Source organism: Rhizobium sp. 862_C5_N1_2 (genome assembly GCF_051811205.1).
In the GTDB taxonomy this organism is placed as follows: Bacteria; Pseudomonadota; Alphaproteobacteria; order Rhizobiales; family Rhizobiaceae; genus Rhizobium; species Rhizobium leguminosarum.
Genome location: NZ_JBPWPT010000001.1, coordinates 1,499,513 through 1,524,618 on the forward strand (window position 1 = coordinate 1,499,513; position 25,106 = coordinate 1,524,618).

Annotated in this window: 25 protein-coding genes; 9 read left to right on the plus strand and 16 right to left on the minus strand. The window is 60.8% G+C overall.

Annotation, left to right across the window (positions count from 1 at the left end; translation table 11 throughout):
* Nucleotides 1-3: 3 nt before the first annotated feature.
* Nucleotides 4-660, minus strand: a complete 657-nt coding sequence (gene msrQ / locus ACD590_RS07600) for a protein-methionine-sulfoxide reductase heme-binding subunit MsrQ (protein WP_018241649.1) — start codon at nucleotides 658-660, stop codon at nucleotides 4-6.
* On the minus strand, nucleotides 660-1,607 hold the full coding sequence (msrP, locus tag ACD590_RS07605; protein WP_168339225.1) for a protein-methionine-sulfoxide reductase catalytic subunit MsrP: 948 nt from the start codon (nucleotides 1,605-1,607) through the stop codon (nucleotides 660-662). Before msrP ends, msrQ begins: the two co-directional genes overlap by 1 nt.
* Nucleotides 1,608-1,942: 335 nt before the next feature.
* Here msrP and ilvD point away from each other — a divergent pair, with 335 nt between their 5' ends.
* Complete coding sequence (ilvD, locus tag ACD590_RS07610; RefSeq protein WP_439002371.1) at nucleotides 1,943-3,781, plus strand: dihydroxy-acid dehydratase; 1,839 nt, start codon at nucleotides 1,943-1,945, stop codon at nucleotides 3,779-3,781.
* Between the two features lie 58 nt (nucleotides 3,782-3,839).
* Here the strand turns inward: ilvD and ACD590_RS07615 are convergent, their stop codons facing one another.
* Complete coding sequence (locus ACD590_RS07615) at nucleotides 3,840-4,193, minus strand: lysozyme inhibitor LprI family protein (protein ID WP_439002372.1); 354 nt, start codon at nucleotides 4,191-4,193, stop codon at nucleotides 3,840-3,842.
* Between the two features lie 23 nt (nucleotides 4,194-4,216).
* Nucleotides 4,217-4,597, minus strand: coding sequence for a YkvA family protein (locus ACD590_RS07620; RefSeq protein WP_439002373.1), 381 nt, complete (start codon nucleotides 4,595-4,597; stop codon nucleotides 4,217-4,219).
* Between the two features lie 256 nt (nucleotides 4,598-4,853).
* On the opposite strand from ACD590_RS07620, the gene ACD590_RS07625 reads away from it, so the two are divergent.
* A complete protein-coding gene (locus tag ACD590_RS07625; protein ID WP_112902580.1) occupies nucleotides 4,854-6,257 on the plus strand; it encodes a DegQ family serine endoprotease in 1,404 nt (467 codons plus the stop codon).
* The gene (locus ACD590_RS07630; protein WP_334543529.1) at nucleotides 6,254-7,570 is read left to right on the plus strand and encodes a replication-associated recombination protein A; all 1,317 of its coding nucleotides are present in this window, start codon (nucleotides 6,254-6,256) and stop codon (nucleotides 7,568-7,570) included. The genes ACD590_RS07625 and ACD590_RS07630 overlap by 4 nt, the downstream gene beginning before the upstream one ends.
* 31 nt (nucleotides 7,571-7,601) lie before the next feature.
* Here the strand turns inward: ACD590_RS07630 and ACD590_RS07635 are convergent, their stop codons facing one another.
* The 6 genes from ACD590_RS07635 to ACD590_RS07660 form a co-directional block, all read right to left on the minus strand.
* Complete coding sequence (locus ACD590_RS07635; protein ID WP_115156936.1) at nucleotides 7,602-8,276, minus strand: VIT1/CCC1 transporter family protein; 675 nt, start codon at nucleotides 8,274-8,276, stop codon at nucleotides 7,602-7,604.
* A gap of 280 nt (nucleotides 8,277-8,556) precedes the next feature.
* Nucleotides 8,557-8,868: a DUF1883 domain-containing protein gene (locus ACD590_RS07640; protein WP_018447014.1), complete on the minus strand. Its 312-nt coding sequence runs from the start codon at nucleotides 8,866-8,868 to the stop codon at nucleotides 8,557-8,559.
* Nucleotides 8,869-8,999: 131 nt separating this feature from the next.
* On the minus strand, nucleotides 9,000-9,263 hold the full coding sequence (locus ACD590_RS07645; RefSeq protein WP_439002374.1) for a hypothetical protein: 264 nt from the start codon (nucleotides 9,261-9,263) through the stop codon (nucleotides 9,000-9,002).
* A gap of 26 nt (nucleotides 9,264-9,289) precedes the next feature.
* On the minus strand, nucleotides 9,290-9,472 hold the full coding sequence (locus ACD590_RS07650) for a hypothetical protein (RefSeq protein WP_439002375.1): 183 nt from the start codon (nucleotides 9,470-9,472) through the stop codon (nucleotides 9,290-9,292).
* Nucleotides 9,473-9,594: 122 nt separating this feature from the next.
* Nucleotides 9,595-10,515, minus strand: a complete 921-nt coding sequence (gene dapA, locus ACD590_RS07655; protein WP_439002376.1) for a 4-hydroxy-tetrahydrodipicolinate synthase — start codon at nucleotides 10,513-10,515, stop codon at nucleotides 9,595-9,597.
* A 9-nt stretch (nucleotides 10,516-10,524) separates the two neighbouring features.
* Complete coding sequence (locus tag ACD590_RS07660) at nucleotides 10,525-10,674, minus strand: hypothetical protein (protein ID WP_155256902.1); 150 nt, start codon at nucleotides 10,672-10,674, stop codon at nucleotides 10,525-10,527.
* 194 nt (nucleotides 10,675-10,868) lie between these two features.
* On the opposite strand from ACD590_RS07660, the gene ACD590_RS07665 reads away from it, so the two are divergent.
* A complete protein-coding gene (locus ACD590_RS07665; protein WP_439002377.1) occupies nucleotides 10,869-11,816 on the plus strand; it encodes an alpha/beta fold hydrolase in 948 nt (315 codons plus the stop codon).
* A 41-nt stretch (nucleotides 11,817-11,857) separates the two neighbouring features.
* Here the strand turns inward: ACD590_RS07665 and ACD590_RS07670 are convergent, their stop codons facing one another.
* On the minus strand, nucleotides 11,858-12,862 hold the full coding sequence (locus tag ACD590_RS07670) for a ketopantoate reductase family protein (protein WP_168300203.1): 1,005 nt from the start codon (nucleotides 12,860-12,862) through the stop codon (nucleotides 11,858-11,860).
* Between the two features lie 147 nt (nucleotides 12,863-13,009).
* Nucleotides 13,010-13,861, minus strand: coding sequence for an oxidoreductase (locus ACD590_RS07675; protein ID WP_439002378.1), 852 nt, complete (start codon nucleotides 13,859-13,861; stop codon nucleotides 13,010-13,012).
* Nucleotides 13,862-13,987: 126 nt separating this feature from the next.
* Between ACD590_RS07675 and ACD590_RS07680 the strand changes: the two genes are divergently transcribed.
* The gene (locus tag ACD590_RS07680) at nucleotides 13,988-14,875 is read left to right on the plus strand and encodes a LysR family transcriptional regulator (protein WP_439002379.1); all 888 of its coding nucleotides are present in this window, start codon (nucleotides 13,988-13,990) and stop codon (nucleotides 14,873-14,875) included.
* Nucleotides 14,876-15,044: 169 nt separating this feature from the next.
* The gene (locus tag ACD590_RS07685) at nucleotides 15,045-16,019 is read left to right on the plus strand and encodes an alpha/beta hydrolase (protein WP_018447006.1); all 975 of its coding nucleotides are present in this window, start codon (nucleotides 15,045-15,047) and stop codon (nucleotides 16,017-16,019) included.
* A gap of 70 nt (nucleotides 16,020-16,089) precedes the next feature.
* On the opposite strand, the gene ACD590_RS07690 is transcribed toward ACD590_RS07685, so the two are convergent.
* From ACD590_RS07690 to ACD590_RS07700, 3 genes are all read right to left on the minus strand, one after another.
* A complete protein-coding gene (locus ACD590_RS07690) occupies nucleotides 16,090-16,713 on the minus strand; it encodes a carboxymuconolactone decarboxylase family protein (RefSeq protein WP_018241667.1) in 624 nt (207 codons plus the stop codon).
* Nucleotides 16,714-16,776: 63 nt separating this feature from the next.
* Nucleotides 16,777-18,312 (minus strand): PAS-domain containing protein, encoded by a 1,536-nt coding sequence (locus ACD590_RS07695; RefSeq protein WP_439002380.1) that lies wholly within the window; start codon nucleotides 18,310-18,312, stop codon nucleotides 16,777-16,779.
* Nucleotides 18,313-18,472: 160 nt separating this feature from the next.
* A complete protein-coding gene (locus ACD590_RS07700) occupies nucleotides 18,473-20,440 on the minus strand; it encodes a helix-turn-helix domain-containing protein (RefSeq protein ID WP_439002381.1) in 1,968 nt (655 codons plus the stop codon).
* Between the two features lie 117 nt (nucleotides 20,441-20,557).
* Between ACD590_RS07700 and ACD590_RS07705 the strand changes: the two genes are divergently transcribed.
* Nucleotides 20,558-21,802: an MFS transporter gene (locus tag ACD590_RS07705; protein ID WP_439002382.1), complete on the plus strand. Its 1,245-nt coding sequence runs from the start codon at nucleotides 20,558-20,560 to the stop codon at nucleotides 21,800-21,802.
* Nucleotides 21,799-23,190, plus strand: coding sequence for an amidohydrolase (locus ACD590_RS07710; protein WP_439002383.1), 1,392 nt, complete (start codon nucleotides 21,799-21,801; stop codon nucleotides 23,188-23,190). The genes ACD590_RS07705 and ACD590_RS07710 overlap by 4 nt, the downstream gene beginning before the upstream one ends.
* A gap of 64 nt (nucleotides 23,191-23,254) precedes the next feature.
* Here ACD590_RS07710 and ACD590_RS07715 read toward each other — a convergent pair whose 3' ends face one another.
* Nucleotides 23,255-23,656 carry an Imm6 family immunity protein gene (locus ACD590_RS07715; RefSeq protein ID WP_439002384.1) on the minus strand — a complete coding sequence of 134 codons (402 nt, stop codon included), beginning with the start codon at nucleotides 23,654-23,656 and terminating at the stop codon, nucleotides 23,255-23,257.
* A 394-nt stretch (nucleotides 23,657-24,050) separates the two neighbouring features.
* Between ACD590_RS07715 and ACD590_RS07720 the strand changes: the two genes are divergently transcribed.
* A complete protein-coding gene (locus ACD590_RS07720; RefSeq protein WP_439002385.1) occupies nucleotides 24,051-25,097 on the plus strand; it encodes a LacI family DNA-binding transcriptional regulator in 1,047 nt (348 codons plus the stop codon).
* Nucleotides 25,098-25,106: the final 9 nt, after the last annotated feature.

A 25,106-nucleotide genomic window follows, 5' to 3' on the forward strand; every position in this document is an offset into this window, starting at 1 on the left:
ATCCTACGAAACAGACGCTACTGCGCGATTGCGCGTCCGCCCTTTGCCCTTCTGCCTGTTGCGTGCGATGGGCCGATAAGAGCGGTAGAGGATCAGCGCGATGATCAGCCCGACATAGATATATTGCTCGAGGTCGAGGATCTTGGTCGAGAGCGCGAAGTGCAACGCCCCGCAGGCGGCGACGATATAGACGAGGCGATGCAGCCAGATCCAGTTCTTGCCGAGGCGGCGGATCGAGAGATTGTTGGATGTCAGCGCCAGCGGAATGAGCATCGCAAGCCCGGCCATGCCGAACATGATGAAGGGGCGCTTCAGCACGTCGTTGATGACGGCGGAAATATCCATCGCCTGGTCGAGCACCATGTAGACGGTGAAGTGCATCAGCGCGTAGTAGAAGGTCAGCAGACCGAGGGCGCGGCGATAGCGTAGATAGTTCCAGCCGAAGAGCTCACGGGCAGGGGAAACGGCAAGGGTCAGGATCAAAAAACGGATCGTCCAGATGCCGAGGAAGAGCTCGAAGGTTTTGACCGGATCCGCGCCGAGCTGATCGGTCGCGCCGAGATAGAAAGTCCAGGCCGCAGGCACGAGCCCGACGACATAAAGCAGCCAGACGGAGGCGGGTTGCCAGCGCTTCGGGATGGCGAGCGACAGTTCCGCCATCAGAAATTCGCCTTCAGGTCCATGCCGGCATAAAGGCTCGCCACCTCGTCGGCATAACCGTTGAAGGGCAGGGTGGGATGGCGGCTCGCGCCGAAGAAGCCGCTTTCGCCGATGCGCCGTTCGCTCGCCTGGCTCCAGCGGGGATGGTCGACCGCTGGATTGACGTTGGCGTAGAAGCCGTATTCCTGCGGATTGGTGACCTGCCAGGTATTCTTGGGCTGCTGGTCGGTGAGTGTGATCCTGACGATCGACTTGATGCCCTTGAAGCCGTATTTCCACGGCACGACGAGCCGGATCGGCGCGCCGTTCTGGTTTGGCAGCGTTTCGCCATAGAGCCCGACGGCAAGCAGCGTCAGCGGATGGCGCGCCTCGTCCAGGCGCAGACCTTCGACATAGGGCCAGTCGAGCGACTGGAAGAAGCCCTTCTGCCCAGGCATCTCGTCCGGCCGCACGACGGTTTCGAATGAGACGTATTTGGCGCTGCCGAGCGGCTCCACCTTGTCGAGCAGCGATGCCAGCGGAAAGCCGTCCCAGGGGATGACCATGGACCAGGCCTCGACGCAGCGCATCCGGTAGGTGCGCTCCTCGATCGGGAATTCCTTCATCAGCGCCTCGAGGTCGAAGGTACCTGGCTTGTTGACCATGCCGTCGACCTTGATCGTCCAGGGCAGCGGCTTGAAATCGCTGGAAAGTGCTGCGGGATCACCCTTGTCGAGGCCGAACTCATAGAAATTATTGTAGGTCGTGACGTCCTTGAGCGGCGTCGCCTTCTCGTCGACCTTGTACTTGCTCTCAACGGCGGAGAGGGCCGCAGCGCTCGCCTTGCCGGCGCTGTAGAGCGCCATGGCGCCAAGTGCTGCCGCGCCGAGGAATTCACGACGGCGCACATAGATCTGGCGCGGCGTGATCTCCGATGACGCGATCTTCGGTGGGCGATAGGTTGGCATGTCGAAATCTCCTGGGCGGATTTCTGCAATATAGTCTTTAAACGAACCGCCCGCATGTTCGGATGAGTGTCTAAGCCTTGAATATTACAGACGTGAAGCCAATTTTTTGTGTTCGGCCGTGATGGAATAGGCTGTAACGAAACGTCGCGCCTTACCGTATATGATCGATGGGCCTCATGGCGCTCAGGCCATGGCGTACCGGATTTGGCCTTCACGGTAGTGACAGCCCCCGTCGATTGGATTAGGACAATTCGAAAAAGCAGCGTTTGCCCGGCCTGCAGGCTCCATGCCGCCCCGCTTCGCCTGATAATTCCGACACGTTGAGGAAGACACCGATGCCAGCTTACCGTTCCAGAACCACGACCCATGGCCGCAACATGGCGGGCGCCCGCGGCCTTTGGCGCGCCACGGGCATGAAGGATTCGGATTTCGGCAAGCCGATCATCGCGGTGGTGAATTCCTTCACCCAGTTCGTGCCCGGCCACGTGCACCTGAAGGACCTTGGCCAGCTCGTCGCCCGCGAGATCGAGGCGGCCGGCGGTGTTGCCAAGGAATTCAACACGATCGCCGTCGATGACGGCATCGCCATGGGTCATGACGGCATGCTGTATTCGCTGCCCTCGCGAGAGCTCATCGCCGACAGCGTTGAATACATGGTCAATGCCCATTGCGCTGACGCCATGGTCTGCATCTCCAACTGCGACAAGATCACCCCCGGCATGTTGATGGCGTCGCTGCGCCTCAATATCCCGACCGTCTTCGTCTCGGGCGGTCCGATGGAAGCCGGCAAGGTCGTGCTGCACGGCAAGACGCATGCGCTCGACCTCGTCGATGCCATGGTCGCCGCAGCCGATGACAAGATCAGTGACGAGGACGTCCAGACCATCGAACGCTCTGCCTGTCCGACCTGCGGCTCCTGCTCCGGCATGTTCACCGCCAATTCGATGAACTGCCTGACGGAAGCACTCGGCCTGTCGCTGCCCGGCAACGGCTCGACACTTGCCACCCACGCCGACCGCAAGCGCCTCTTCGTCGAGGCCGGCCATCTGATTGTCGATCTCGCCCGCCGTTATTACGAGCAGGATGACGTCAAGGCGCTGCCGCGCACCATCGCCTCCAAGCAGGCCTTCGAGAATGCCATGACGCTCGATATCGCCATGGGCGGTTCGACCAATACGGTCCTGCACATCCTTGCTGCCGCCCATGAAGGCGAGATCGATTTCACCATGACCGATATCGATGCGCTGTCGCGCCGGGTGCCGTGTCTGTCGAAGGTCGCCCCCGCCAAGAGCGATGTCCATATGGAAGACGTCCACCGCGCCGGCGGCATCATGTCGATCCTCGGCGAACTCGACAAGGGCGGTCTCTTGAACCGCGATTGCCCGACCGTCCATGCCGAGACGCTGGGCGATGCGATCGATCGCTGGGATATCACCCGCACCAACAGCGAGACCGTTCGCAACTTTTATCGTGCCGCTCCGGGTGGCATTCCCACCCAGGTCGCCTTCAGCCAGGAGGCCCGCTGGGACGAACTCGACACCGACCGCGAAAACGGCGTCATCCGCTCGGTCGAACATCCCTTCTCCAAGGATGGTGGTCTTGCCGTGCTCAAGGGCAACCTTGCGATCGACGGCTGCATCGTCAAGACCGCCGGCGTCGATGAATCGATCCTGAAGTTCTCCGGCCCCGCCCGCGTCTTCGAAAGCCAGGATGCCTCCGTCAAGGCGATCCTTGCCAACGAGGTGAAGGCCGGCGACGTCGTCGTCATCCGCTACGAAGGCCCGAAGGGCGGCCCTGGCATGCAGGAAATGCTCTATCCGACCAGCTATCTGAAGTCGAAGGGCCTCGGCAAGGCCTGCGCGCTCATCACCGACGGCCGCTTCTCCGGCGGCACCTCCGGCCTCTCGATCGGCCATGTCTCGCCGGAGGCGGCAAATGGCGGCACGATCGGCCTGGTTCGCGAAGGTGACATGATCGACATCGACATCCCCAACCGCACGATCAGCCTGCGTGTCAGCGAGACCGAGCTCGCCGCCCGCCGCTCCGAGCAGGATGGAAAGGGCTGGTATCCCACAGAAGTCCGCAAGCGCAACGTCACGACCGCCCTGAAGGCCTACGCCGCCTTCGCAACGAGTGCGGACCGCGGCGCCGTGCGCGATCTGAACGCCCGCTGAGTCGCTTCAACCTGCGACCCGCTGATTAAGAGTCAGCTGCTCCGCCGACCGGTCGCTTTCAAAGCGGCCGGTTGATGTTTTTATAGGTCTCGCCGAGCTGCTTCAGCCGCTCGTCATAGGCAGCCTTGATGCAGGCCGCATCCGCCCCGCATTCCTGCCGTTTCTTCAGCCAGGCGGTCTGTTCGTCCTGCAATGTTCCACGCGAGCCCATCGCCAGCAGGCCGGAGAGCAGCTCGAAGGTCGTCACCATCTTCACGTCGGCATCGTTGAGTGCGCGGTTGTCGCAGATCGCTTTCTCATCCGGCTTCAATTCCTTCGCATCGCAATCGAAGCTTGCTGCCTGTACCAGGTTGGATGCAATGAGCAGCATCGCAAAGCCGAGGGCCGCTGTCGTCGTTCTTGTCGTGATCATTCATATGTTCCTATTGCCGCCGGTCAGGCCAGCTTCCGCAGTGCCAGAGCCAGGAAGATGATGCAGATGAGCCAGACGGCAAGGATGAAGATCAGTCCGACCCGGCTGGAGGGACGTTCGACGCGCCTTGCCGCCTCCGTGCGAAGCTCGTTCATCACCTCTGCCGGAACGAGCCGGATCGCCAGCATGATGCCGAGCGGCACGATGAGGAGATCGTCGAGATAGCCGAGGATGGGGATGAAATCGGGGATGAGATCGATGGGCGACAGCGCGTAGGCGGCAACGGCGCCGGCCACCGCTTTAGCATGCCACGGCACGCGGGGATCGCGGGCGGCAAGCCATAGGGCCACGATGTCACGCCTCAGTGACTTCGCCCAGTTTTTGGCTTTTGATATCAGTTGCATGGCCAATCTTCCTGAATCAAATTCATATTGACTTCAACCGGTTTCCAAGACGTCCCCTTGCCTTATTCTTCCATGCTTCCGCCCTCTTTCCTTTCTAGCGTCGGGCCGCAGAACAGGATGATTTCAGGCCGGTCGGCCTAAAATCTGAATCCTGTTCGCAATTAAATAGTTAGAGCATGATGTCGTCCGAAAACCGCTCACACTTTTCGGCATCATGCTCTAAAACGTTCCTCAAGAGGATTCAAAAGGGATACCCATGCAAGGCCTGTTCAAGCGCGCCTCCGTCTCGCTATTCGCTCTCATGCTCGTTCTGCCGGCTGCGGCCCATGCGCAGACGGCAAAGACCGTACCCGAGAGCCAGATGCAGATGCAGCTCTCCTTCGCCCCGCTCGTCAAACAGACGTCGGGCGCCGTCGTCAACGTCTATGCGGAAAAGACCGTCAAGCGGCAGTCGCCCTTTGCCGGCGACCCTTTCTTCGAGCAGTTTTTCGGCCAGCAGATGCCAAACCGTTCGGAAAAGCAGTCGTCGCTCGGTTCCGGCGTCATCGTCGAGGCGAACGGCACTGTCGTGACCAACAATCATGTCGTCGAAGGCGCCGACGACATCAAGATCGCACTGTCGGATGGCCGCGAATTCCCCTGCAAGGTGGTGCTGCGTGATGACCGTGTCGATCTCGCCGTGCTGAAGATCGACACCAAGGAAAGCTTCCCGACATTGCCGATCGGCAATTCCGATACGGTCGAGGTCGGCGATCTCGTGCTGGCGATCGGCAACCCCTTCGGCGTCGGCCAGACGGTGACGAGCGGTATCGTCTCAGCACTTGCCCGCAACCAGGTGGTCAGGAACGAATTCGGCTTCTTCATCCAGACCGATGCCTCTATCAATCCCGGCAATTCCGGCGGCGCCTTGATGAACATGAAGGGCGAACTGATCGGCATCAACACGGCGATCTTCTCGCGCGGCGGCGGCTCGAACGGCATCGGCTTCGCCATCCCTGCCAATCTGGTCAAGGTCTTCCTCTCCTCTGCCGATGCCGGCGTCAAATCCTTCGAACGGCCCTATGTCGGCGCGAGCTTCGATGCCGTAACCTCGGAAGTCGCTGAGGCGCTGGGGCTGAACAAGGCCCGCGGCGCGCTCGTCGTCAAGGTCTCGGAAGGCGGGCCGGCGGCCAAGGCCGGGCTGAAAGCCGGAGAAATCGTCACTGCCGTCGACGGGATTTCTGTCGAACATCCGGATGCGCTGCTCTACCGGCTGACGACGGCGGGGCTCGGCAAATCGGTCAACCTCACCGTCGTCGAGAACGGCCGCGAGGAGCAGCTGCCGCTGACGCTCGCCCGTGCCCCGGAAACCTCGCCGCGCGACCAGCGCACGATCGGCGGGCATACGCCGTTTACCGGCGCCGTCGTCGAGAACCTGTCGCCCCGGGTCGCCGACGAGCTGCGCATGCCGCCGGAATCGGCAGGCGTCGTCGTATCCGAGGTGAAGGACGATTCGCCTGCTGCCCGTCTCGGTTTCGAACCGAAGGATATCATCGTCTCGATCAACGGCACGGATGTGAAGTCGACCAGCGAACTATCCCAGATCGCCGATAGCGACCCCGGCCTCTGGCGGGTCGAGATAGAGCGCGACGGCCAGCGCATCCGGCAATTTTTCCGATGAGCAACGATCTCTTCGCGCCGCGTGTTCCGGAGGAGGTCGCTGCCAGGCGGCCGCTTGCCGACCGGCTGCGGCCGAAGACGCTTGCCGATGTCACCGGTCAGGAACACCTGACCGGTGAGGATGGCGTGCTGAAAAGGATGATCGAAAGCGGCTCGCTCGGCTCGATGATCTTCTGGGGTCCGCCCGGCACCGGCAAGACGACGGTGGCACGGTTGCTTTCGGGCGAGGCGGGCCTGGCCTTCGAGCAGATATCGGCGATCTTCTCCGGCGTCGCCGATCTGAAGAAGGTGTTCGAGACAGCCCGTTTGCGGCGTATGGACGGCCGTCAGACGCTGCTCTTCGTCGATGAGATCCATCGTTTCAACCGCGCCCAGCAGGACAGTTTCCTGCCCGTCATGGAGGATGGCACCGTCATCCTCGTCGGCGCCACCACCGAGAACCCATCCTTTGAGCTCAACGCCGCTCTGCTGTCGCGTGCCCGTGTGCTCACCTTCAAGTCGCATGACGAGGGGAGCCTCGAGGAACTGCTGAAGCGTGCCGAGGCGATCGAGCAGAAGCCGCTGCCGCTGACGGAGGATGCTCGCGTCAGCCTGATCCGCATGGCCGACGGCGATGGCCGCGCGGTGCTGACGCTCGCCGAAGAAGTCTGGCGCGCGGCGCGCGAAGGCGAGAGCTTCGACACAGAAGGCCTGACGCGCATCGTCCAGCGCCGTGCCCCGGTCTACGACAAGGCGCAGGATGGTCACTACAATCTGATCTCGGCGCTGCATAAATCCGTACGCGGCTCGGATCCCGATGCCGCGCTCTACTATCTCGCCCGTATGTTCGATGCCGGCGAGGATCCGCTCTATCTCGGCCGGCGGCTGGTGCGCATGGCGGTGGAGGATATCGGTCTTGCCGATCCGCAGGCGCTGGTGATCTGTAATGCCGCCAAGGATGCCTATGAGTATCTCGGCTCGCCGGAAGGTGAACTGGCGCTGGCCCAGGCCTGCGTCTATCTCGCCACCGCGCCGAAATCGAATGCGGTCTACACTGCCTTCAAGGCGGCAAGCCAGGCCGCGAAGCAGAATGGCTCGCTGCTGCCGCCGAAGCATATCCTCAATGCGCCGACCAAGCTGATGAAGGGCGAGGGTTACGGCGAAGGTTATCGCTACGACCACGACGAGCCGGACGCCTTTTCCGGCCAGGACTATTTCCCGGAGAAGATGGGTCGCCAGATATTCTACGATCCGCCGGAGCGCGGTTTCGAACGCGATATCCGCAAGCGGCTGGAATGGTGGGCAAAGCTTCGCAAGGAGCGCAATCCGCGCTGAGGCGCGGTGCCTGTTCGGTTGGTGAAGGGGCTCAGCCGCCAAGAACGATCGCTATTGCAACCAGAAGCAATCCGAGACAAGTCATCGTCATCCCTGCATAAAAGGGCCTGCCTCCTGAAAACGTCGCCCACGCATAGCCCGTCACAAATAGCAGCATGACAAGAAACAGGTTGCTGGCTCTCAGGGCAAGCTGCGCATTGTCGATGAGAAGGAAAGGGATAACTGCCGGAATGGAGGTGGCAGAAACCAAAAAGAAGATCGCAATTGCGGCAAACAGATCGCCTTTCGATAGGGACACCTTCACAGGATCGGCCCGCGATGCGAGCGTCAGGAGTGACCGATAGAGTGCCTCCGCATCGGCGGCCTTTCCAGAAAATGGTGCTTCTTCAATCGGGAATTCGTTCGCGAGCACCTTGAGCGCCGCAGATTCACTTTTGGCGGCTTTGATTTGCCGAAAAAGGCGCAGCCGTCTGCTCCTGTAGAATGTCGTGCCCAGGATGAACAATACGGCGTCAATGATCCCCCAAGCGACATTGCATCCGATTGTTGCAACTAAAAGCTCCTGAACATTTAACCCCTCTTTTTCAAGAACAAGTCTCGAACCAATCGTCCACGTGAGCGCCATAATCAATCCGAAAAGTACTTCGCCGAGCGCATCGCCAGGATCGATGATATTGGTGATACGACCCATTGGGCTCGAAGTCATGGCCTACTCCCCACGTTGTGAAGATCTTCGTCTGCTACCCCACTTACCCTCGGCGCATCAAATGGCGAGCCGAGCTGCATCTGGTGGCGCTGCGGCGCGGGCAAGCCTCGCGACAGGAGAACTGTGATCGACGTGGCAGTCTGATTCAATGATCCTGATCAAGGATCGGGGAGGATGTACGCGTTTTTCGAGCGCTTGATGGCTGCACGAACGCCCTAATCGGGGGCGCCGGCTGGTTGGCAGGAGAGACGAGCCGAGAAGATGCGTGGTGCTGCCAAGCTCAGGAAACGCGCGGTGTCTTCTGATTTGGTGGTGCGGCGATTACCTTGACGGACGATTCCGCAAGCCCGTGATGACCTTCCATGTCGACGACGACATGCCAGTGACCACTTTCCGGAACGGCGATCTTGATCGGCGATTTGCGCGCCACGCCGCCGATATATTTGAAATCGAGAACCTCGGTGAACCGCTGGAAATTCGGCGCCGTCATCAGGCGGACATTGTTCACCGCATTCAACGACACCTCGATGATCGTTCCGGCGCGTTGTTCCTTGAGATCATAATGGGTGAAGCGGAAATTCGGTTTCGGCATCGGTCTCGCGGCGTCTGAAGTCTCTGCGCCAGGATTTTACCAGCATGCCGGTTAAGGAAAAGTTGGATATTGGCCCCCAACCCATGTCTTCGGTCTCCCGCCGGCTGAAAACGGCGGGAGACCGATAAGATTTAGTGGATATTCGCGGTGCTACGCGCAAAGGGCGCGAATTCGAGCACCATGCCTGCGGCCGCCCTATGGATATCAGCCGAGGGGCAGTTGCATTCCCCTGCAGCGAAATGGAGGGCGGCCGCCTCATCGATGAAGAGCCCGCCAACGAGGCCATCGCGATCGTGGACGATCCAGCGGCCGCTTCTGTCGCGGCCGACGGTGAAGCGGGCAGAAGGCGAGTGCGCTGCGGAAGGCAGGCTGCGGCGTTGCTGTGCGTTTGCCATTGTAATGATTCTTCGGTCCTGATGGTTCATCGGGAGATGAGGTTGAAGGTCATCTGCACCAGCCCGGCAAAGGCCATCGCTGCCCCAAGGCGGGGCGCAATGGCGGCAAGGCCGGAGAGCATCGTATGGGAGGGATCGGCGGCGAGTGTGCTGGGGTGGCTGCGTTGCAGCGGGTCGCTCTCGGCACTCGGTTCAGTCAGGCGTGACATCGGTTTGTCCTTTCGAAGTCTCACTCAACCGCCGCTTGATAGTGCGGCGGTGTCACGCCTTGGAAGATAGGCGTCTGCGGATAGGGTTTCCATTTGGCGCCAGAGAGGAAAATATAAAAATCTCATAGGGATAGCGCCATCCTCGTGCTGCTTTCGTCAAGGAAAGGCGCAAGCGCCTCGCCGATGGCCAAACACACCTCCGGCTCGGCGGCGACAAGCGGAAGGCGAAGCTCGGCCTTCAGCCCGCGCACCAGCCGCAGCGCATGCTTGATCCTCGCCGGATCGCCCTCCGGTCCGAGCGCTGATATCAGCGGCATCAGCCGGTCCTGCAGCGAACGCGCGGCCGAAAGGTTCCCGGCCCGGGCCGCCTGCTGCATCGAGATGAAGAGCCGCGGCACCACATTGGCGCCCGACGAGATCGTGCCGTCGCCGCCGGCGATGGTGAAGGCGAGCGCGGAAGGGTCGTGCCCGGAAAAGAAGCGGAAGCGCTGCCGCAGGATAGCCGAAAGGCCGACGAAGCGAGCGATGTCGCCCGTGGCGTCGCGGATGCCAAAGATTCCCGGGATGGTTGCCAGTCTGCCAAGCGTCTCCGTCGAAAGATCGCTCGCCGTCTGCGCCGGCGCATGGTCGATGATGACGGGCAGTCCGCTTGCCGCCGACAGCTGCTCGAAGTGGTAGACGATGCCCTGCTGCCCAGGCTTGGAATAATAGGGCACTGTGACGAGCGCTGCTGCGGCGCCGAGCACTTCCGCCTCGCGGGTGAGCGCGATCGTGCTGTCGGTGGAATTGGTGCCGGTGGCGGCGATGACCGGCACGCGGCCGGCCGCAGAGCGGATGACGAGATCGATTGCCTCGGCGCGCTCCTGCTGCGAAAGCGTCGGGCCTTCCCCCGTTGTCGAGCAGACCGTGAGCCCGTCGACGCCGCTAAGGATCTGCCATTCCGCAAGCGCCCGGAGCGCCGGCCTGTCGAGACAGCCATGACGAAACGGCGTGATGAGAGTGGTGATCGCGCCGCCAAGGCGCGGCATTCTCGCCGTTTCCACGGGCCGGCCTCAGAGCCAGCCGAAAACGACGACGTAGAGCTCGACGCAGGCGAGCACCACGCCGAAGACGATCAGCGCTCGGGCAGTGCGCTTCTCGCGCATCCGCCGGCTGCCGCGCGTGATCCTGTAGGGGTGAAGGGGTTTAGAATCGGAGGACATGACATATCGCATGGCATTTGACCTTTGCAGTGATGGCGAAAGCCTACTGCTGCGCGCGATAGGAAATCCATTCGGGGCACGGGGCGAAAATATAGGAATGGCATAAAGGTGATGGCAGAAATTTCGAAGCGCGGTGTCGGAAAGGGATAGCCGCCGCCGTCCTTGCGGTATCGACGCAAACACGGAGCAAGGACATGTCGAAGATGACGCTGATTTCGATGATCGCAACGGTCGCCGCATTCCTGGCCGCGCCCGATATATCAGGTGCTGACGGTGGCACGCCGGCGAGCGAGGACAGAAAGGCCGTAGCGCCGATCGTCAGGAAGGGAAGCGTGCCGGTCAACGGCATCGATTATTATTACGAGATCCGTGGAGAGGGCGAACCGCTGCTGCTCCTTCACGGCGGCCTGGGGCAGATCGAGATGTTCGCGCCGGTCATGCCTGTTTTCACCGACCACCGGCAGGTGATTGCCGTCGATCTGCAGGGCCATGGCCGCACGCCCCTCGGCAAGCGGCCGATCGAGCTTCCGGCCATCGGCGCCGATCTCGCGATCCTGGTGAAGCAACTCGGCTACGACAAGCTCGATGTCTTCGGTTATTCCTTCGGCGGCGGGGTGGCGCTGAACATGGCGGCGACCGCGCCCGACCGGGTGCGCCGGCTGGTGATACTCTCGGCGCCCTATGCGCAGAACGGCTTCTTCCCGGAGATGCTGCCGCAACAGGCGGCCGTCGGCGCTGGTATGGCCGACATGATGAAGGACACGCCGATGTTCCTCTCCTACAAGGCGGTGGCGCCTGACGTTTCCGAATTTCCGAAGCTGCTCGACGCCATGGGCGCACTGATGCGCGAACCTATCGACTATAGCGATGCCGTCGCCAAGCTTACCATGCCGGTCATGCTGATCTATGGCGATGCCGACATGATTCGGCCCGAGCATATGATCGACTTCTACCACAAGCTCGGCGGCGGTCTGCGCGATGCAGGCTGGATGCGGGAAAACATGTCGAGGAACCGGCTGGCGATCCTGCCTGATCTCACCCATTACGAGACTTTCGCCTCGCCCCTTATGGCGAATATGGCAATGACCTTCCTCGATGGCGGCGGCAAGGCGCCGAACTGGGCCGAGCAGGTCGGAAAGTAAGTGAAGACGGCCGGGCTTTCCGGTCGCCTTTCCCTCTGCGATCAGCTGCCGCGCTGGTTTTCCCTATCCAATTGCGTTACCAGCGCCAGGATCGTTTCCGAGACTGGCGTCGGCACGGCACTCAGGCGTCCGAGCGTCACTACCATGCCGACCAGCGGCGTGATTTCGAGCGCCTTGCCGCCGATCAGGTCCTGCAGCATCGATGTGCGCACGGCGCCGATGTGGCGCGATTGTTCGAGCCGCTGCTCGACGGTCATGCTGAAACGCGCGCCCAAGGCCTCGCCGACGGCGCGGACCTCGTTCATCACCTTGCCGACCGTGGTCGAAAGTGCCGGATCTGCCATGATGTCGGTCATCAGCGCCCTGGTCAGCGCGCTGATCGGGTTGAAGGCAGTATTGCCCATCAGCTTGCTCCAGATCTCGTCGCGGATAAAAGGCGTCGTCGTGATGTTGAGGCCGGCGTCGGTCAGCACCGCGGCGATCGCCTCGAGATCGGGCGAGATCTCGCCCGAGGGCTCGCCGAGCACGAAGCGGCCGTTGTTGGCAAGCTGGATCTCACCGGCGTTGATCACCTCTGCGCCTTGATAAGCGACACCGCCGATGACCCGTTCCGGCCCGATCAGCCGCCAAAGCCTGCCGCCGGGATCGAGTTCGTCGAATTGCAGCTCGGCATGCCTGCTCAGCGTATCGCGGTGAAAATACCACCACGGAATGCCGTTAAGGATCATGACGACGCGGGTACCTTCCTTGAGGAGGCTTGCAATGCCTTCGGCAGCGGGTGCCAGCTGATGCCCCTTGAGGCCGGTGATGACGAGATCCTGCGGCGGCAATGTCTTGGGATCGTCGGTCGCGGTGAGGCGGACATTGAGCGGCCTTTCCGCATCGGCTTCGCGCAGGCTGAGACCGTTGTCGCGGATGGCGTCGAGATGGGCTCCGCGCGCGACGACGGAGATGGTGGCGTCGTTTCCGGCTTGGCTTGCAAGCTTGACGGCGATAGCGCCGCCGAGTGCGCCAGCGCCATAGATGCAGATGGACTTGATGGACATGCTCGCCTCTTCATGGTGGTGGTCGAACCTAGATCTAGGTCATTCCAGACGTGAGGCGAATGCTAATTTGCCGCATCATGGGTTTTCCTGCTCACAGCGGCGCTGCCGCCGCCTTCCCGAGATCTGGGATGCGGCGGGCAGTGCCCCTCAGGCCAAGGCCGTTGCATCGCTTGGAAAATCCGTGGACAGCGCGAGCTGGCGCCAGGCGGCAAGTTCCTTTTCGACGCTGGCATGCTGCTGCTCGATGACGGCCACCGTGTCGCTGCCGAACGGCATCCGCAGCGGCGGATTGGCCGAGTTGACCATCGTCATGATGCCGGTGGCGAGCCTGGCGGGATTGCCGGGCTGGGCATGGTTGGCGTCGGCGGCGAAACTGCGCATGTTGCCGGCCGGCGTGCCTTCGTAGTCGGCGATGGAGGCCGGGCTCACCGCCAGCGACGTGTCGGCGAGGAAATCCGTGCGGAAGAAGCCGGGCTCGACGATCGTCACCTTGATGCCGAAAGGTTCGAGTTCGGCGGCCATCGACTCGGACAAACCTTCGACGGCGAACTTCGTCGAGCCGTAGACGCCCCAGCCGGGATAGCCGAAGTAACCGCCGATCGAGGAAAAGTTCAGGATGTGGCCGGAACGCTGGCGGCGCATATAGGGCAGCACGGCGCGCGTCACCTTCAGGAGCCCGAAGACGTTCGTGGCATAGAGCCTTTCGATCTCTTCGGCAGTGGCTTCCTCGACAGCGCCGAGCAGGCCGTAGCCGGCATTGTTGGCGAGAACATCGATGCGGCCGAAGTGGGCGATGCCGGCAGCCGCGGCCTCTTTCGCCTGTGCCTCGTTGGTGACGTCGAGGGCGACAGCAAGCAGGTTCGGATGATCACCGAACTGCTCGGTCACCGTCTTCGGGTTGCGGGCGGTGGCGATGACGGCATCGCCTGATGCGAGGGCTTCCTTGGTCATCAGCGCGCCGAAGCCGCGGGATGCACCAGTGATGAACCAGACTTTCATGACGAATTCCTCTCGATAACTGTTCGGTTGGCGTCGCATCTCTGTGCTGACGGTTTGAATTTGACCGAAAATCCGTTGCTGTATAAGATTTGTTATTCTTGAAACTATGATGAGTGTATTTCAGTAATGAGAGCCACCGAACTGTCCGAACTTGCGGCCTTCGCGGCTGTCGCGCGGCATAAGAGCTTCCGCAAGGCGAGTGAGGAGCGGGGCGTCACCGCTTCCGCAATCAGTCATGCCGTGCTCAATCTCGAAGACCGGATCGGCGTTCGCCTGCTCAACCGCACGACGCGCAGCGTCTCGCTGACCGAGGCCGGCGAACTCCTGGTCTCGCATCTCGATCCGGCCTTCGGCGAGATGGCAGCAGCGCTCGATGCTCTGAACCGCTACCGCGACACGCCGTTCGGCAAGGTGAGGATTAATGTGCCGAACTCGATCGGCCCCTTCGTCATCGGCCGCATCATCGGCCCCTTGCTCAAAAGCAATCCCCATTTGCAGCTGGAGATCAACGCGACCGACAGGCTGGTCGATATCGTCGAGGAGGGCTTCGATGCCGGCATCCGCTTCGGCGAGCGCGTCACGGAAGGCATGATCGCGCTGCGCATCAAGCCGCGCATCCGCTTGGTCGTCGTCGGTTCGCCCGCCTATTTCGAGACCCGGCCGAAGCCGACGACACCCCACGAACTCAAGCGCCATCTCTGCATTCAGAACATGTTTCCGTCAGGTGCGCGCTATGCCTGGGAATTCGAGAAGGATGGCCAGACCGTCAGCTTTCAGCCAACCGGACCGCTGTCGCTCGATGACCCCGAACTGATGATGCAGGCGGCATTTGGCGGTGTCGGCCTTGCCTATATCTGGGAGCCGCGCGTGGAGAAGGCGATCGCCAGCGGAGAGCTGATCCAGGTGCTGGACGACTGGTGCCAACCGGAGGAACCGCTCTATCTCTACTATCCGAGCCGCCGCCACATGTCGGCGGGCTTCAGAGCAGTCATCGACGCGATGAGAGCCGAGTAAAAAGGTCGGGATTCGCATCGCTCACCCTTTTGACTCCGACGCGTGAACTGGCCAAAGATACTGCCATGGCCGTCATGGCCCGCATCATCGGGAGAGGTTGATGAACCGTCGGATTTTGCCAACTGCCAATCGAAGAGGACTAAAGCGGATCAGCGGTCTGTTTCCTGCGTTGGCTGCGCTGATGCTGCTCGCCTCGGCGGCGACCGGGCGGGACATCGGACCGCAAAGCCAAATCTCGCGCGAGCAGGTCGAAAAATTCATCGGCCTCTGGAAAGATCACTTTGCCGGCGCCGATAGCCTGCAGCAGCGGCGGACAGCCTTCAGGACGCTGATGGAGACGACGCCGGGACCGACGCGCATCCAGGTTCGGCAAGTCGATGCCGACGGCGTCGATGCCGAGTTGATGTGGCCCGCTCGTCTTCATCATCCGATCGGCCAAAGGGTGATCCTCTATGTTCATGGCGGCGGCTTTTCCAGCGGCTCGATCCGCACGCACAGCCTGCTCGCGGGATCTCTCGCCAAGGCCGCGTCCAGCGACGTTCTTCTCATCGATTATCGGCTGATGCCCGAATATGCTTATCCCGCGCAGATCAACGATGCGCTGACGGCCTATCGTTGGCTTCTCGACAACGGCTATCGCAACGAGAACATCATCGTCGCCGGAGACGGCGCTGGCGGCAATATCGCGATCGAGACGGTGCTGCGGCAGATGCAGGCGGCGAAACCGCTGCCGGCTGCCGTGATTGCGCTCAGCCCCATCACCGATCTTGCCGCGACGGGCGGCTCGATGACATCAAATGCCGGAAACGACCCACTGCTCGGCAAGGCTGAGATCGAGACGCTGCGCAAGACCTATCTCCGCAGCCGGTCTCCGACCGATCCCCAGGCATCGCCGCTCTATGCCGACATGGCCGGTTTTCCACCGCTGCTGCTGCAGGTCGGCTCCGGCGAAGTCCTGCTGGATGATACGCTACGGCTCGCCGACAAGGCGCACCAGGCGGGAGTGGATGTCACCACCGAGGTCTGGCCGGGCATGCCGCATCAGTGGCAGCTGTTTCCCTCTTTGCTCGACGATGCCGATCGGTCGAGCCAGAATATCGCCGAGTTCGCGATCCAGCATTTTGCGGACAAACCGCAGGAGTAGAGGCCGCAGGAGTGACGGCCTGAGGAGTTGGAGCCGCAAGAGCACACGCCGGACGCTCTCCGTCATCGCATCATTGCGATGTGCCGCGGGACGGTGAGGGCGCCAGAGGCCGCTCGACTTCCCGGCCGACGCTGAGCGTCTTTCGCACATTCGGCTCCAGCCGCTCGATATAGGCGTGGTCGGGTGCAGCGCCCAGCGCATCCAGCATTTTCGAGAAGAAACACCGGGCCGCTGCCGCAGCGGTGACGTCGAAGACATCGGCATCGCTCAGCCCGTGTTTTTTCAGGCCATCTATATCCTGCTGTGTCACCGACGTCGCATCGCGTGCCACCTTGGCGGCAAAGGCCATGATCGCGCGTTCGCCGGCATCGATCGGCGCCTTCTCCGTCTCGTTGACAACAGCTGTCAGCCCGTCGCTGGTGAAACCCTCGCGCAGCAGCACCGAGCCGTGCGCCAGCATGCAATACGAGGATTTCAGCTCTTTTGCCGCCGCCAGCGTCACCAGTTCATAGCGCCGCAGGCTCATATGGCCGCGAATGCTCGAAAGCAGCGCTGCCCAGCTCTCCATCACCTCCGGCCGGTGGCCGAAGGCCCGGTACATGTTCGGCAGATATCCGTAGTTCGCCTCGGCCGACGCATACATCGACGTCGTCTTCTCGCTGGCGGATGCATTGGGGGTGTGAATGAAAGCCATGGCATGATCCTCCTCTATTGTGAGAAGGATAGGGTAGATATGCAGGACAGCAATCCTGAAACATCAGGCAGCGTCACTGGTCGCGGAAGCGTTACCAATTCTCTTGATGGGAAGGGTTACGGTAAATGTCGATCCGCATCCTCTTTCGCTTCGAACCTCTATCGAGCCGCTATGCAGTTCAACGATCTGCTTCACCAGGTTGAGGCCGATACCCGTTCCGGCAATCCCGGTCGACGTCCGGGCACGAAAATAGCGCTGGAATAGCCGTGGCACGTCTTCTGGATCGATCCCCACCCCGTCATCGCTGATGGAAACTTTAACGTTTCCTGTCTCCGCCCATGCCGTGACGCGAATTTCCGATGTTCCAGGCGCGTATTTGACGGCATTGGAAAGCAGGTTGGTAAAGACCTGTGCCAAAGTGCGGGGATCGGCATCGATGAACTCCGGCAGCCCATCGATATCCAACACAAAACTGTGCGACTTTGCGATCGTCGACTGCCGCTCGCAACAGGTTTTTATCAATGATCTCAATGCGCAGGCGTCGTAATTGATATCGATCTTGCCGGTAGCAAGGCGTCCCGCTGACAGGATGCTCTCCATGAGATCGACAATCCGGTTCACCGATGCGCGGATTTGATCGACCTTGTCGCTGAGAAATTCGGGCTCGACCGCCCCCCTTTTTCGCAGCAGCCGCTGGGCAGCAGCGTCGATGATTGCAAGCGGGGTCCTGAATTCATGCGATGCCATCGCCACGAATTGCTGCTGCAATTCGTTGATGTTCCGCTCCTGCGCCAGCATGCGCTCGAGTTCCCGCGCCTGCCGCTCGACTTCCGCCGTGCGGCTCTGGACCGTCGCTTCGAGCTGATCGTGATGCCGGCGCAGCTCTTCGGCAAGTCGAACGGTCTTGGTGACGTCCTCATGGGTGGCCACATATCCACCGTTCTGCATCGGATTGTGGGTGATCTTGATAACGCGTCCATCGGCCAGAACGATGTTCTGGCTGGCCGGCGCACCGCGGGCTGTCGCTTCAAAGACCACGTCAAAATAGGTCGTGGTATCGGCCGGGCCATTTCCCTCCCGGTTGCGATAGGCCAGGATATCCACAAGCGGCGTTCCCGGTTGCGTCAGAAGGTCCGGCAGATTGTACATCCGCGCGTAGGAGGCGTTGCACAATATCAGGTTCTTGGTCGAATCGAACATGCATAGCCCATGCGGCATGTTGCTGAGGGCTGCGTCGAACCGGCGATGTTGTTCGGTCAGGCTGTCTTCGACCCGAATGAGAGTCGAGATGTCTTCGTAACTGAGGATCCAGCCTCCATCCCTCGATGGGGCGCAGGTCAATGAGACCATTCCTCCGTCCGAAAGGGCAAACGGAGACGTGGGCGGTCCACCGACCATCGATCGCCGGGACGCCACCGCACGGCAGTCTGCAGTGCCCGGCAATCCGTCGATATTCATGCCTTTGCGAATGGCTCCTTGCGGAAGGCCGAGAATATCAAGCGTGCGTGAATTGAAAGCCGTCACCGTACCGGCAGGATCAAGCAGAACAATGCCCTGAGGCAGGCTCTCCAGAATGGATTCAAACGAGTGTGACATCATCCGGCCCTGCTTCAGATCTGGCGCGTTTGCACGTATCCGTAGCATTCGTCAGAAACGATAAAGTTTCGCTAATGTCTACCGGCGGGAAGTCCTCGACGGAAACCTGGAGCACACGCCTGATCCGGAATTCTTCTGTCGTTTGCGATAGGCGAACCAGCGTTCAAGCGGAAGCTGCTTTGGTTCTGTCGGCAGGCTGCGGAGAACCGTATGTCGACTTCAGGTGGAACGCCAGGCTGAGCAGCAGATAATCGTCCTTATTGTCGATGTCCTTGCCCATCAATAGCTGCGCCCGCTGCAGCCTTTGATAGAGGGTGTTGATGTGTATGCCGAGGGAGGCCGCTGCCTTGGACGCTGATTTTCCGCTCTCGATGTAGATTTCCAAGGTCCTTAGAAGGGCGTCGCCGTTTGCTTCATTCTCGAAGGGAGCGAGTATCTGATCTGCGAATTCGAGGATATCAGCAGCGGATTGTTTGCGCAGCAGTCTGTCGATGCCGGTCTCGCTGTGCATGAGGATGCCCGGCCGATGCCGCATGCCCATGAGATGCGCGGCCTCGACAGCCTCGGCGGCGGCTTCGGGATAACGATGGGGCGCGCTTTGAATCAGGCTCGCCCCGCAACACCATCCCTCCGCAGCCGCCTGGTCTCCGATGGATTCCAGGTTCGTCCTCAGGGTTTCCTCGGTGGCGGCGCAGAACAGCAGGAAGACGCCTTCGTCCGTATAGAACGACAGCTGGTTGCGGATCGTCGCCGCCTTCAATGCCTGCTGCAGCGTTCTCTGCAGGAACAGGCTCTGGTTCTGGGCGCTCTCCTGCTCGTGCCTGACAAAGATGATCTGGCAGTACTTCCTGATCTGGAAGCCGAACCGGACGGCTCCGCCAGACGTGACGAGATCATCCCTTCCCAAGGCCTCGAAGTGCTTCCGTCTCTTGCTGTTGAGGATTTCGTCCTGTGACGCGCTGCGGACAACTTCGAGCGCTACGAAAGCGGACACCACGCCCAAGATCGCCGCGGCATAGCTTGCATTGTCGCCGCGCTCGAAACGAAAGGCTCCGACGACGTCGTCGGCGACACGGACGGGATGCACGAGGACGGCCTCCGTGGTCTTCGGCTCCTTCCATTCCTTGGACCCGAACGTCGTTCCAAAAATATCGGCGTAGTGGAAATCGATGCCGTAATGCGTCGCTATTTCCTCGAGATGTTCGCTGAGTGGCCGGTGGTGCGTGAAGATGGAGAGGATGTCGTCATGGGCCGAGAGCGAGCGCGCCAGCTCCGCATTGCGCTTTTCGATCTCCAGCCGCATCCGGTTGATGCTTTCATTCGATCGGACGGCCAACTCGTAGGCCTGCGACTTCTTGTAGGCGATGGCAAGCTGCGTCGCCACGGCTGCAAGCAGGCTTACGCTGAATTCACCATAGGCGGACCCCTCCCGAAACGACATGACTGTCAGCGTCCCCAGCGTCGTCGTATCCGTCCTGATGGGAACGCAGATAAGGCTATGAGAGAGGCGCTGTTCGGACAGGAAGCGAACGTTCGGCTCACGCAGGTTCGCATGAGCGTCCCTGATATCTTCCGGGGAGTTCAGCAGGACGGCCGTTCCGGTTGAGAACACGCTGCCGGAGATCGATTCTTGAGGCGTGGTGCGATAATTGTAATAATCGTCGTCGAAGCCGACCTGCGACACCGGAATGAGGAGACCCGACGCCTCGTCGTAAAGTCTCAGTACGCCAGCATCGCTCGCGGCTATCACACTCAGCGTCTGCTCGATCGCGTTCATGTTGATCTCGTTCGGATCGAGAGAATCGAGGACATTGCGATTGATGGCATTCATTGCCTGGACCGCGCGGTTCTGAAAGCGGATGACCGCGCTAAGCACTATCTTCTGTAGGCGGGCGAAGACGGTTTCATAGTGGGCGCCGGGAATCCGCACCTCGCAGACGGCCCCTGCAAAATAGGAAATATCGGCGGTCAATATGGCATCGTCCTCGTCGGGGCGGTGGCTGAAGGTGATCGTAGGTTCCGACGCGTCGGTGTCCGGAATCGTCGGTCGACCCGAAGCTCGCCGCCAGCTTACGTGCGGTCGGCTCGACAAAAGCAAAAGCGAACTCTCGATTTCGTCTATGATCGTCATGTGGCACCCATGTGTCTTTTCACACAAATAAACTGAGTGTGATGTGTGTTTCAACATCCAACAACGGCTGCTCACATATTAAGCATGCTTTATAAACGCTCAAAAGGGGAGCATTCCATGCTTAGTCAAATCAAGCGCAGGCACATTATCGTCGCGATGCTGTTCATCTGCTGGGTCGTCGGGTTCCTCGACAAGACCGCGATCAACATCGCCATCATTCCGATCGTCGACGAGTTCCACCTGACCTCCGAACAGTCCGGGATGATCATTAGTGCATTCTTTCTCGCCTATTCTCTGACGCAGCTCATCGGGGGCTACCTTGTTGATCGGCTGGGAACCCGCTCGGTCCTGACCTCGGCAGTCGGCATCTGGTCGATCGGCACGATCGCGTGCGGTGCGGTCGGCTCCGCGATGGGGCTGGCCGTGTCGCGCGCTCTGGTCGGAATGGGCGAGGCTGTGTTCCCGGCGGGAAGCTCGGTCGCCATAACCGAGAACTTCAAAAAGGAGAGCATGGCCAGGCCGAAATCGGTCATTCAGTCGGGAGCGTCCGTGGGCTTTGCCGTGGGCTCGCTCGTCACCACCGCGCTGATCGCCTACTTCAACTGGCGCGTCATGTTCGTCACCCTCGGCCTGGTCGGACTGGCCCTTGCGATCGCGCTCTATCTGGTCATGAAACCGCTCGCCGGCGCGGCTTCGATCTCCGCCGGCCCGAAAAAGGCAAAGTCGGAAAAAGCCCGGATCGTGGCTCTGCTCAAGAACTCGCTGACCTGGAAGATCGCCCTCTGCTACTTCTTCACGAACATCGTGTTCTGGGGTCTCCAGTCCTGGCTTCCGTCTTATTGGGTGAAGGTCAAGGGCATGAGCATGATGTCGATGGGCGCCTACTCGGCAATCCCGCCGACGCTCGGCTTCCTGTCCTTCCTGTTCTGCGGCTGGCTGCTCGACCGCTATTTCCACAAGAAGGAAAAGTACCTCATCTGTATCGGCGCGCTGGTGTCGGCGGTGTTCATCTATCTGATGGCCAACGCTACATCCATCCCGCTGGCCTTCTTCTATCTGACGGTTTCAAACGTGTTTCTGAACGCGATCTCGATCAGCGTGTTCGTGACGATCATGAAGCACTACCCCAGCCACTCCGTGGGGACCGCGACGGGCCTGATCAATTCGCTCGCCCAGATCGGATCGTTCGTCTCGCCCACAGCGATCGGCGCCATCCTGCAAGCCACGGATCAGAACTATCGGACAGCCTTCCTGGCGATGATCGGCTGCGCCATCGTGACCCTCGCCGTGGCAGCAACGCTTCCGGCCGGAAGCAAGGAAGAGCTGGTCGCAGATCAAGCAATTCCAGGACTGGTGAAATGACATATAACGACATCATCGAGCGCGCTGTCACCGACAAGGCGGAGGGGCTGCAATCGGCAGCGAATGAAATCTGGTCCTTCGCCGAAATCCGATATGAAGAGTACAAGTCGGCTGCACTTCTGGCCGACATTCTCGAAGCGGAGGGATTCTCAGTCGAGCGCCAGGCCGGGGGAATCGAGACGGCTTTCGTCGCGAGCTACGGTAGGGGACAGCCCGTTGTGGCGATCCTGGGCGAGTTCGATGCGCTGCCCAATCTCAGCCAGGAGGGCGACGTCGCGGGATACAAGCCCGTCGTCCCCGGCGGCAACGGCCATGGATGCGGGCATAATCTACTGGGTGTCGGTTCGCTCGCCGCCGCCATCGCGCTCAAGGCCTGCAAGGACGAACTCGGGCTTGCCGGTACGATCCGCTTCTACGGCTGCCCTGCCGAAGAAGGCGGCGGCGGAAAGGCCTTCATGGCCCGAGAGGGATTGTTCGATGGTGTCGACGTCGCATTCACATGGCACCCGTGGGATGAGAACCTCGCCTACCATGCAAGAATGCTGGCGACGAACCAGGTCTATTTCACTTTCCGTGGTGTGAGCGCACATGCGGGCTTCGAGCCCCATCTCGGGCGAAGCGCGCTCGATGCAGTCGAGCTGATGAATGTCGGGGCAAATTTCCTGCGCGAGCACATCGTCCAGGACGGCAGAATTCACTATGCAATAACGGATACCGGCGGAAAGGCGCCCAATGTCGTCCAGTCGCAGGCCGAAGTACTCTACAAGGTCCGCGCGCCGCTGATGGATCAGGTGCGGGACATCACCGAGCGGGTTAAGGACGTGGCTCGTGGAGCGGCACTGATGACGGGAACGGAGGTCGAAATCACCTTCGATGCAGCCTCTGCCGACCTCATACCGAACGCCACGCTGGCAGGTGTGATTCACCAGGAGCTCGACAAGATCGGCGGAGCGTCCTTCTCGAACAGCGAGAAGGAGTTCGCGGCGGAGATCCAGAGGACTTTTCCGAGGGATGTTCAAGCGCGCATCGAGAAGCGCGGGACGATCCTCTCCGGACATGTGAACGAGTTTCAGGAAAAGCCGACATTTCTCCATGGCTCGACCGATGTCGGCGACGTCAGCTGGATCGTTCCCACCGGACAGGTCTATATGGCGACATCAGCCTACGGAACGCCTCCGCATAGCTGGCAGATGGTTGCGCAGGGCAAGACTTCCTACGCGCATAAAGGAATGCTTCAGGCCGGCAAGGTCATGGCCGCCGCCGCCGCCAGATGTCTCCAGGACAGCGAGTTGATCGGCCAGGCGAAGCAGGAACACCTGAGGGAGCTCGGAGGCGCTTCCTACAAGCCTCTCATCCCGCTCGAGACGAAGCCGATGAAGGTCCGCTAGGCAAATGCGGACGGTTATGTGAGCCATGGAATAGCTGCGAGCAATAGCGAGCGGCGAGGGGACTTCAGCCGAGTTTGGCCAGTTGCTCGTCCAGAAGGTCAAGGCTGTCCTCTCCCACTTCGTTGACATCACTCGGCATGGGTTCACCTGTCTCCTGATAAACAAGCCAGGCGACGTACATGGCTGCTGTCGTCAGCGCGTTCCAGCCGTCTTCGCTGGGCTTTCCCACTGCCTCGGAGAGCCGGCGGAGCGTCCCGTGCTCATCGTCGCTGTAGATGAGGTCGGAGAAGTACCGGCCTGTCAGGCGTCCGCCATCACCCCAGGTACGGATTGCCGCCAAGGCGGCCTTGGTTTCGCGCGCGGGTTCGGTGCGCTCGATCTGTGCGACCAAAACCGCGGCGATCGCTGCCAAGCGCCGCGCCTGTTCGCGTGGCGGCACAACCGTCAGCTCGGCGCGCAATTTCATGTCTCCATGGTCTCCACTGGGCTTGTCACAACGTCCATCAACACAGAATAGAGGCCCTTCCTGCTTTTGCCAGAAGGTCCGCCGATTACGCCGCCTTGATCGCTTCGACGGAAATACCGGGCGAGCCTGAATCCTCTACATTTTTGCTGCCAACGCATCGGTCGGTCGTGCGCCACGCACGATTCTGCAGGTCGAAAAATATCGACATATGCCTCTCAGTTATGATCATTTTTTAGACCGTTCCAATTTTCGGGATGAGATTCCGGCAGTCGGGGAGGGAGAAATTTGCCGCAGATGCTTCTAATGGATAGCGGTTCGTATAAATTTCGCTTGACAGGATTGGAACGTTCCAAATATTTAGGTAATCATTCGACGTTGGCGTCGGGAGGAAGACGTGACAAAGGCGCGGGTAACCGTCATCGACATTGCGAAAGCCGCAGGCGTCTCGAAATCGACGGTTTCGCTGGTGCTTCAGGGTTCCTCCCTGGTCAATGAGGGGACGCGTTCCAAGGTCAATGCCGTGATGCGCGAGCTGGGCTACGTCTACAATCGCGGCGCAGCCAATCTTCGGCAGGCCAGTGCCAAATCGAGGATCATCGGGGTCGTCGTGAACGACCTGACGAACAGCTTCTTCGCGGAACTGGCAGTCGGCGTCGACATGGTTGTTCAGTCGGCCGGATTCGTGCAGTTCCTGTCGAACACCAGCGAGAGCATCGACAGGCAGCGCGAGGTTGTCGCATCGATGCGGGAGCATGGTATTTCGGGGCTCATCGTGTCGCCGGCGCGCGCCACAGATGCCGCAGACTTCAAGCCACTCGTCGCGGCAGGGATTCCGGTGGTGGTGGTCGTTCGAAGCCTGCCTGGCGCCAAAGTCTCGTCCGTCGTCTCCGACAACCGGGCTGGCATGGTGTCTGCGGTCAAGCACTTGGCGGAGCTTGGTCACAAGCGCATCGCTTTTCTCGGCGGCTTTCCCGACACCGCTGTCTTCGACGACCGCCTTGCCGGTTACCGAAGCGGCATAGAGGCAGCCGGGCTCGACTATCACCAAGAACTTGTCATCTCGTCGGCGCCTTCGCGAGCTGGCGGGGTGGCGGCGATCGGAAAAGCGATCGTTCTTGCCGACAAACCCACGGCAGCCGTCTGCTTCAACGATGCCGTAGCCTTCGGTGTTTGCGACGGATTGCGTGCGCGCCGTCTGGAGCCCGGCTCCGACTTCGCGGTCGTGGGTTTCGATGACGTCATCGAGGCTCAGGCGGCGGTTCCCGCACTCACGACGGTTTCGGTCGATCCGCAGGGCATTGGGCGCCGCGGCGCGCAACTGCTTCTGAAGCAGATCAATGCGGGCAAGGCGGAGGCGGAGACTGTGACAACAGCGGTTCGGCTGGTTGTTCGCGAGAGCTGCGGAGCCCGCAAGAGCGTAAAAATCGAAACAGGATTCTGAGTAACGCCA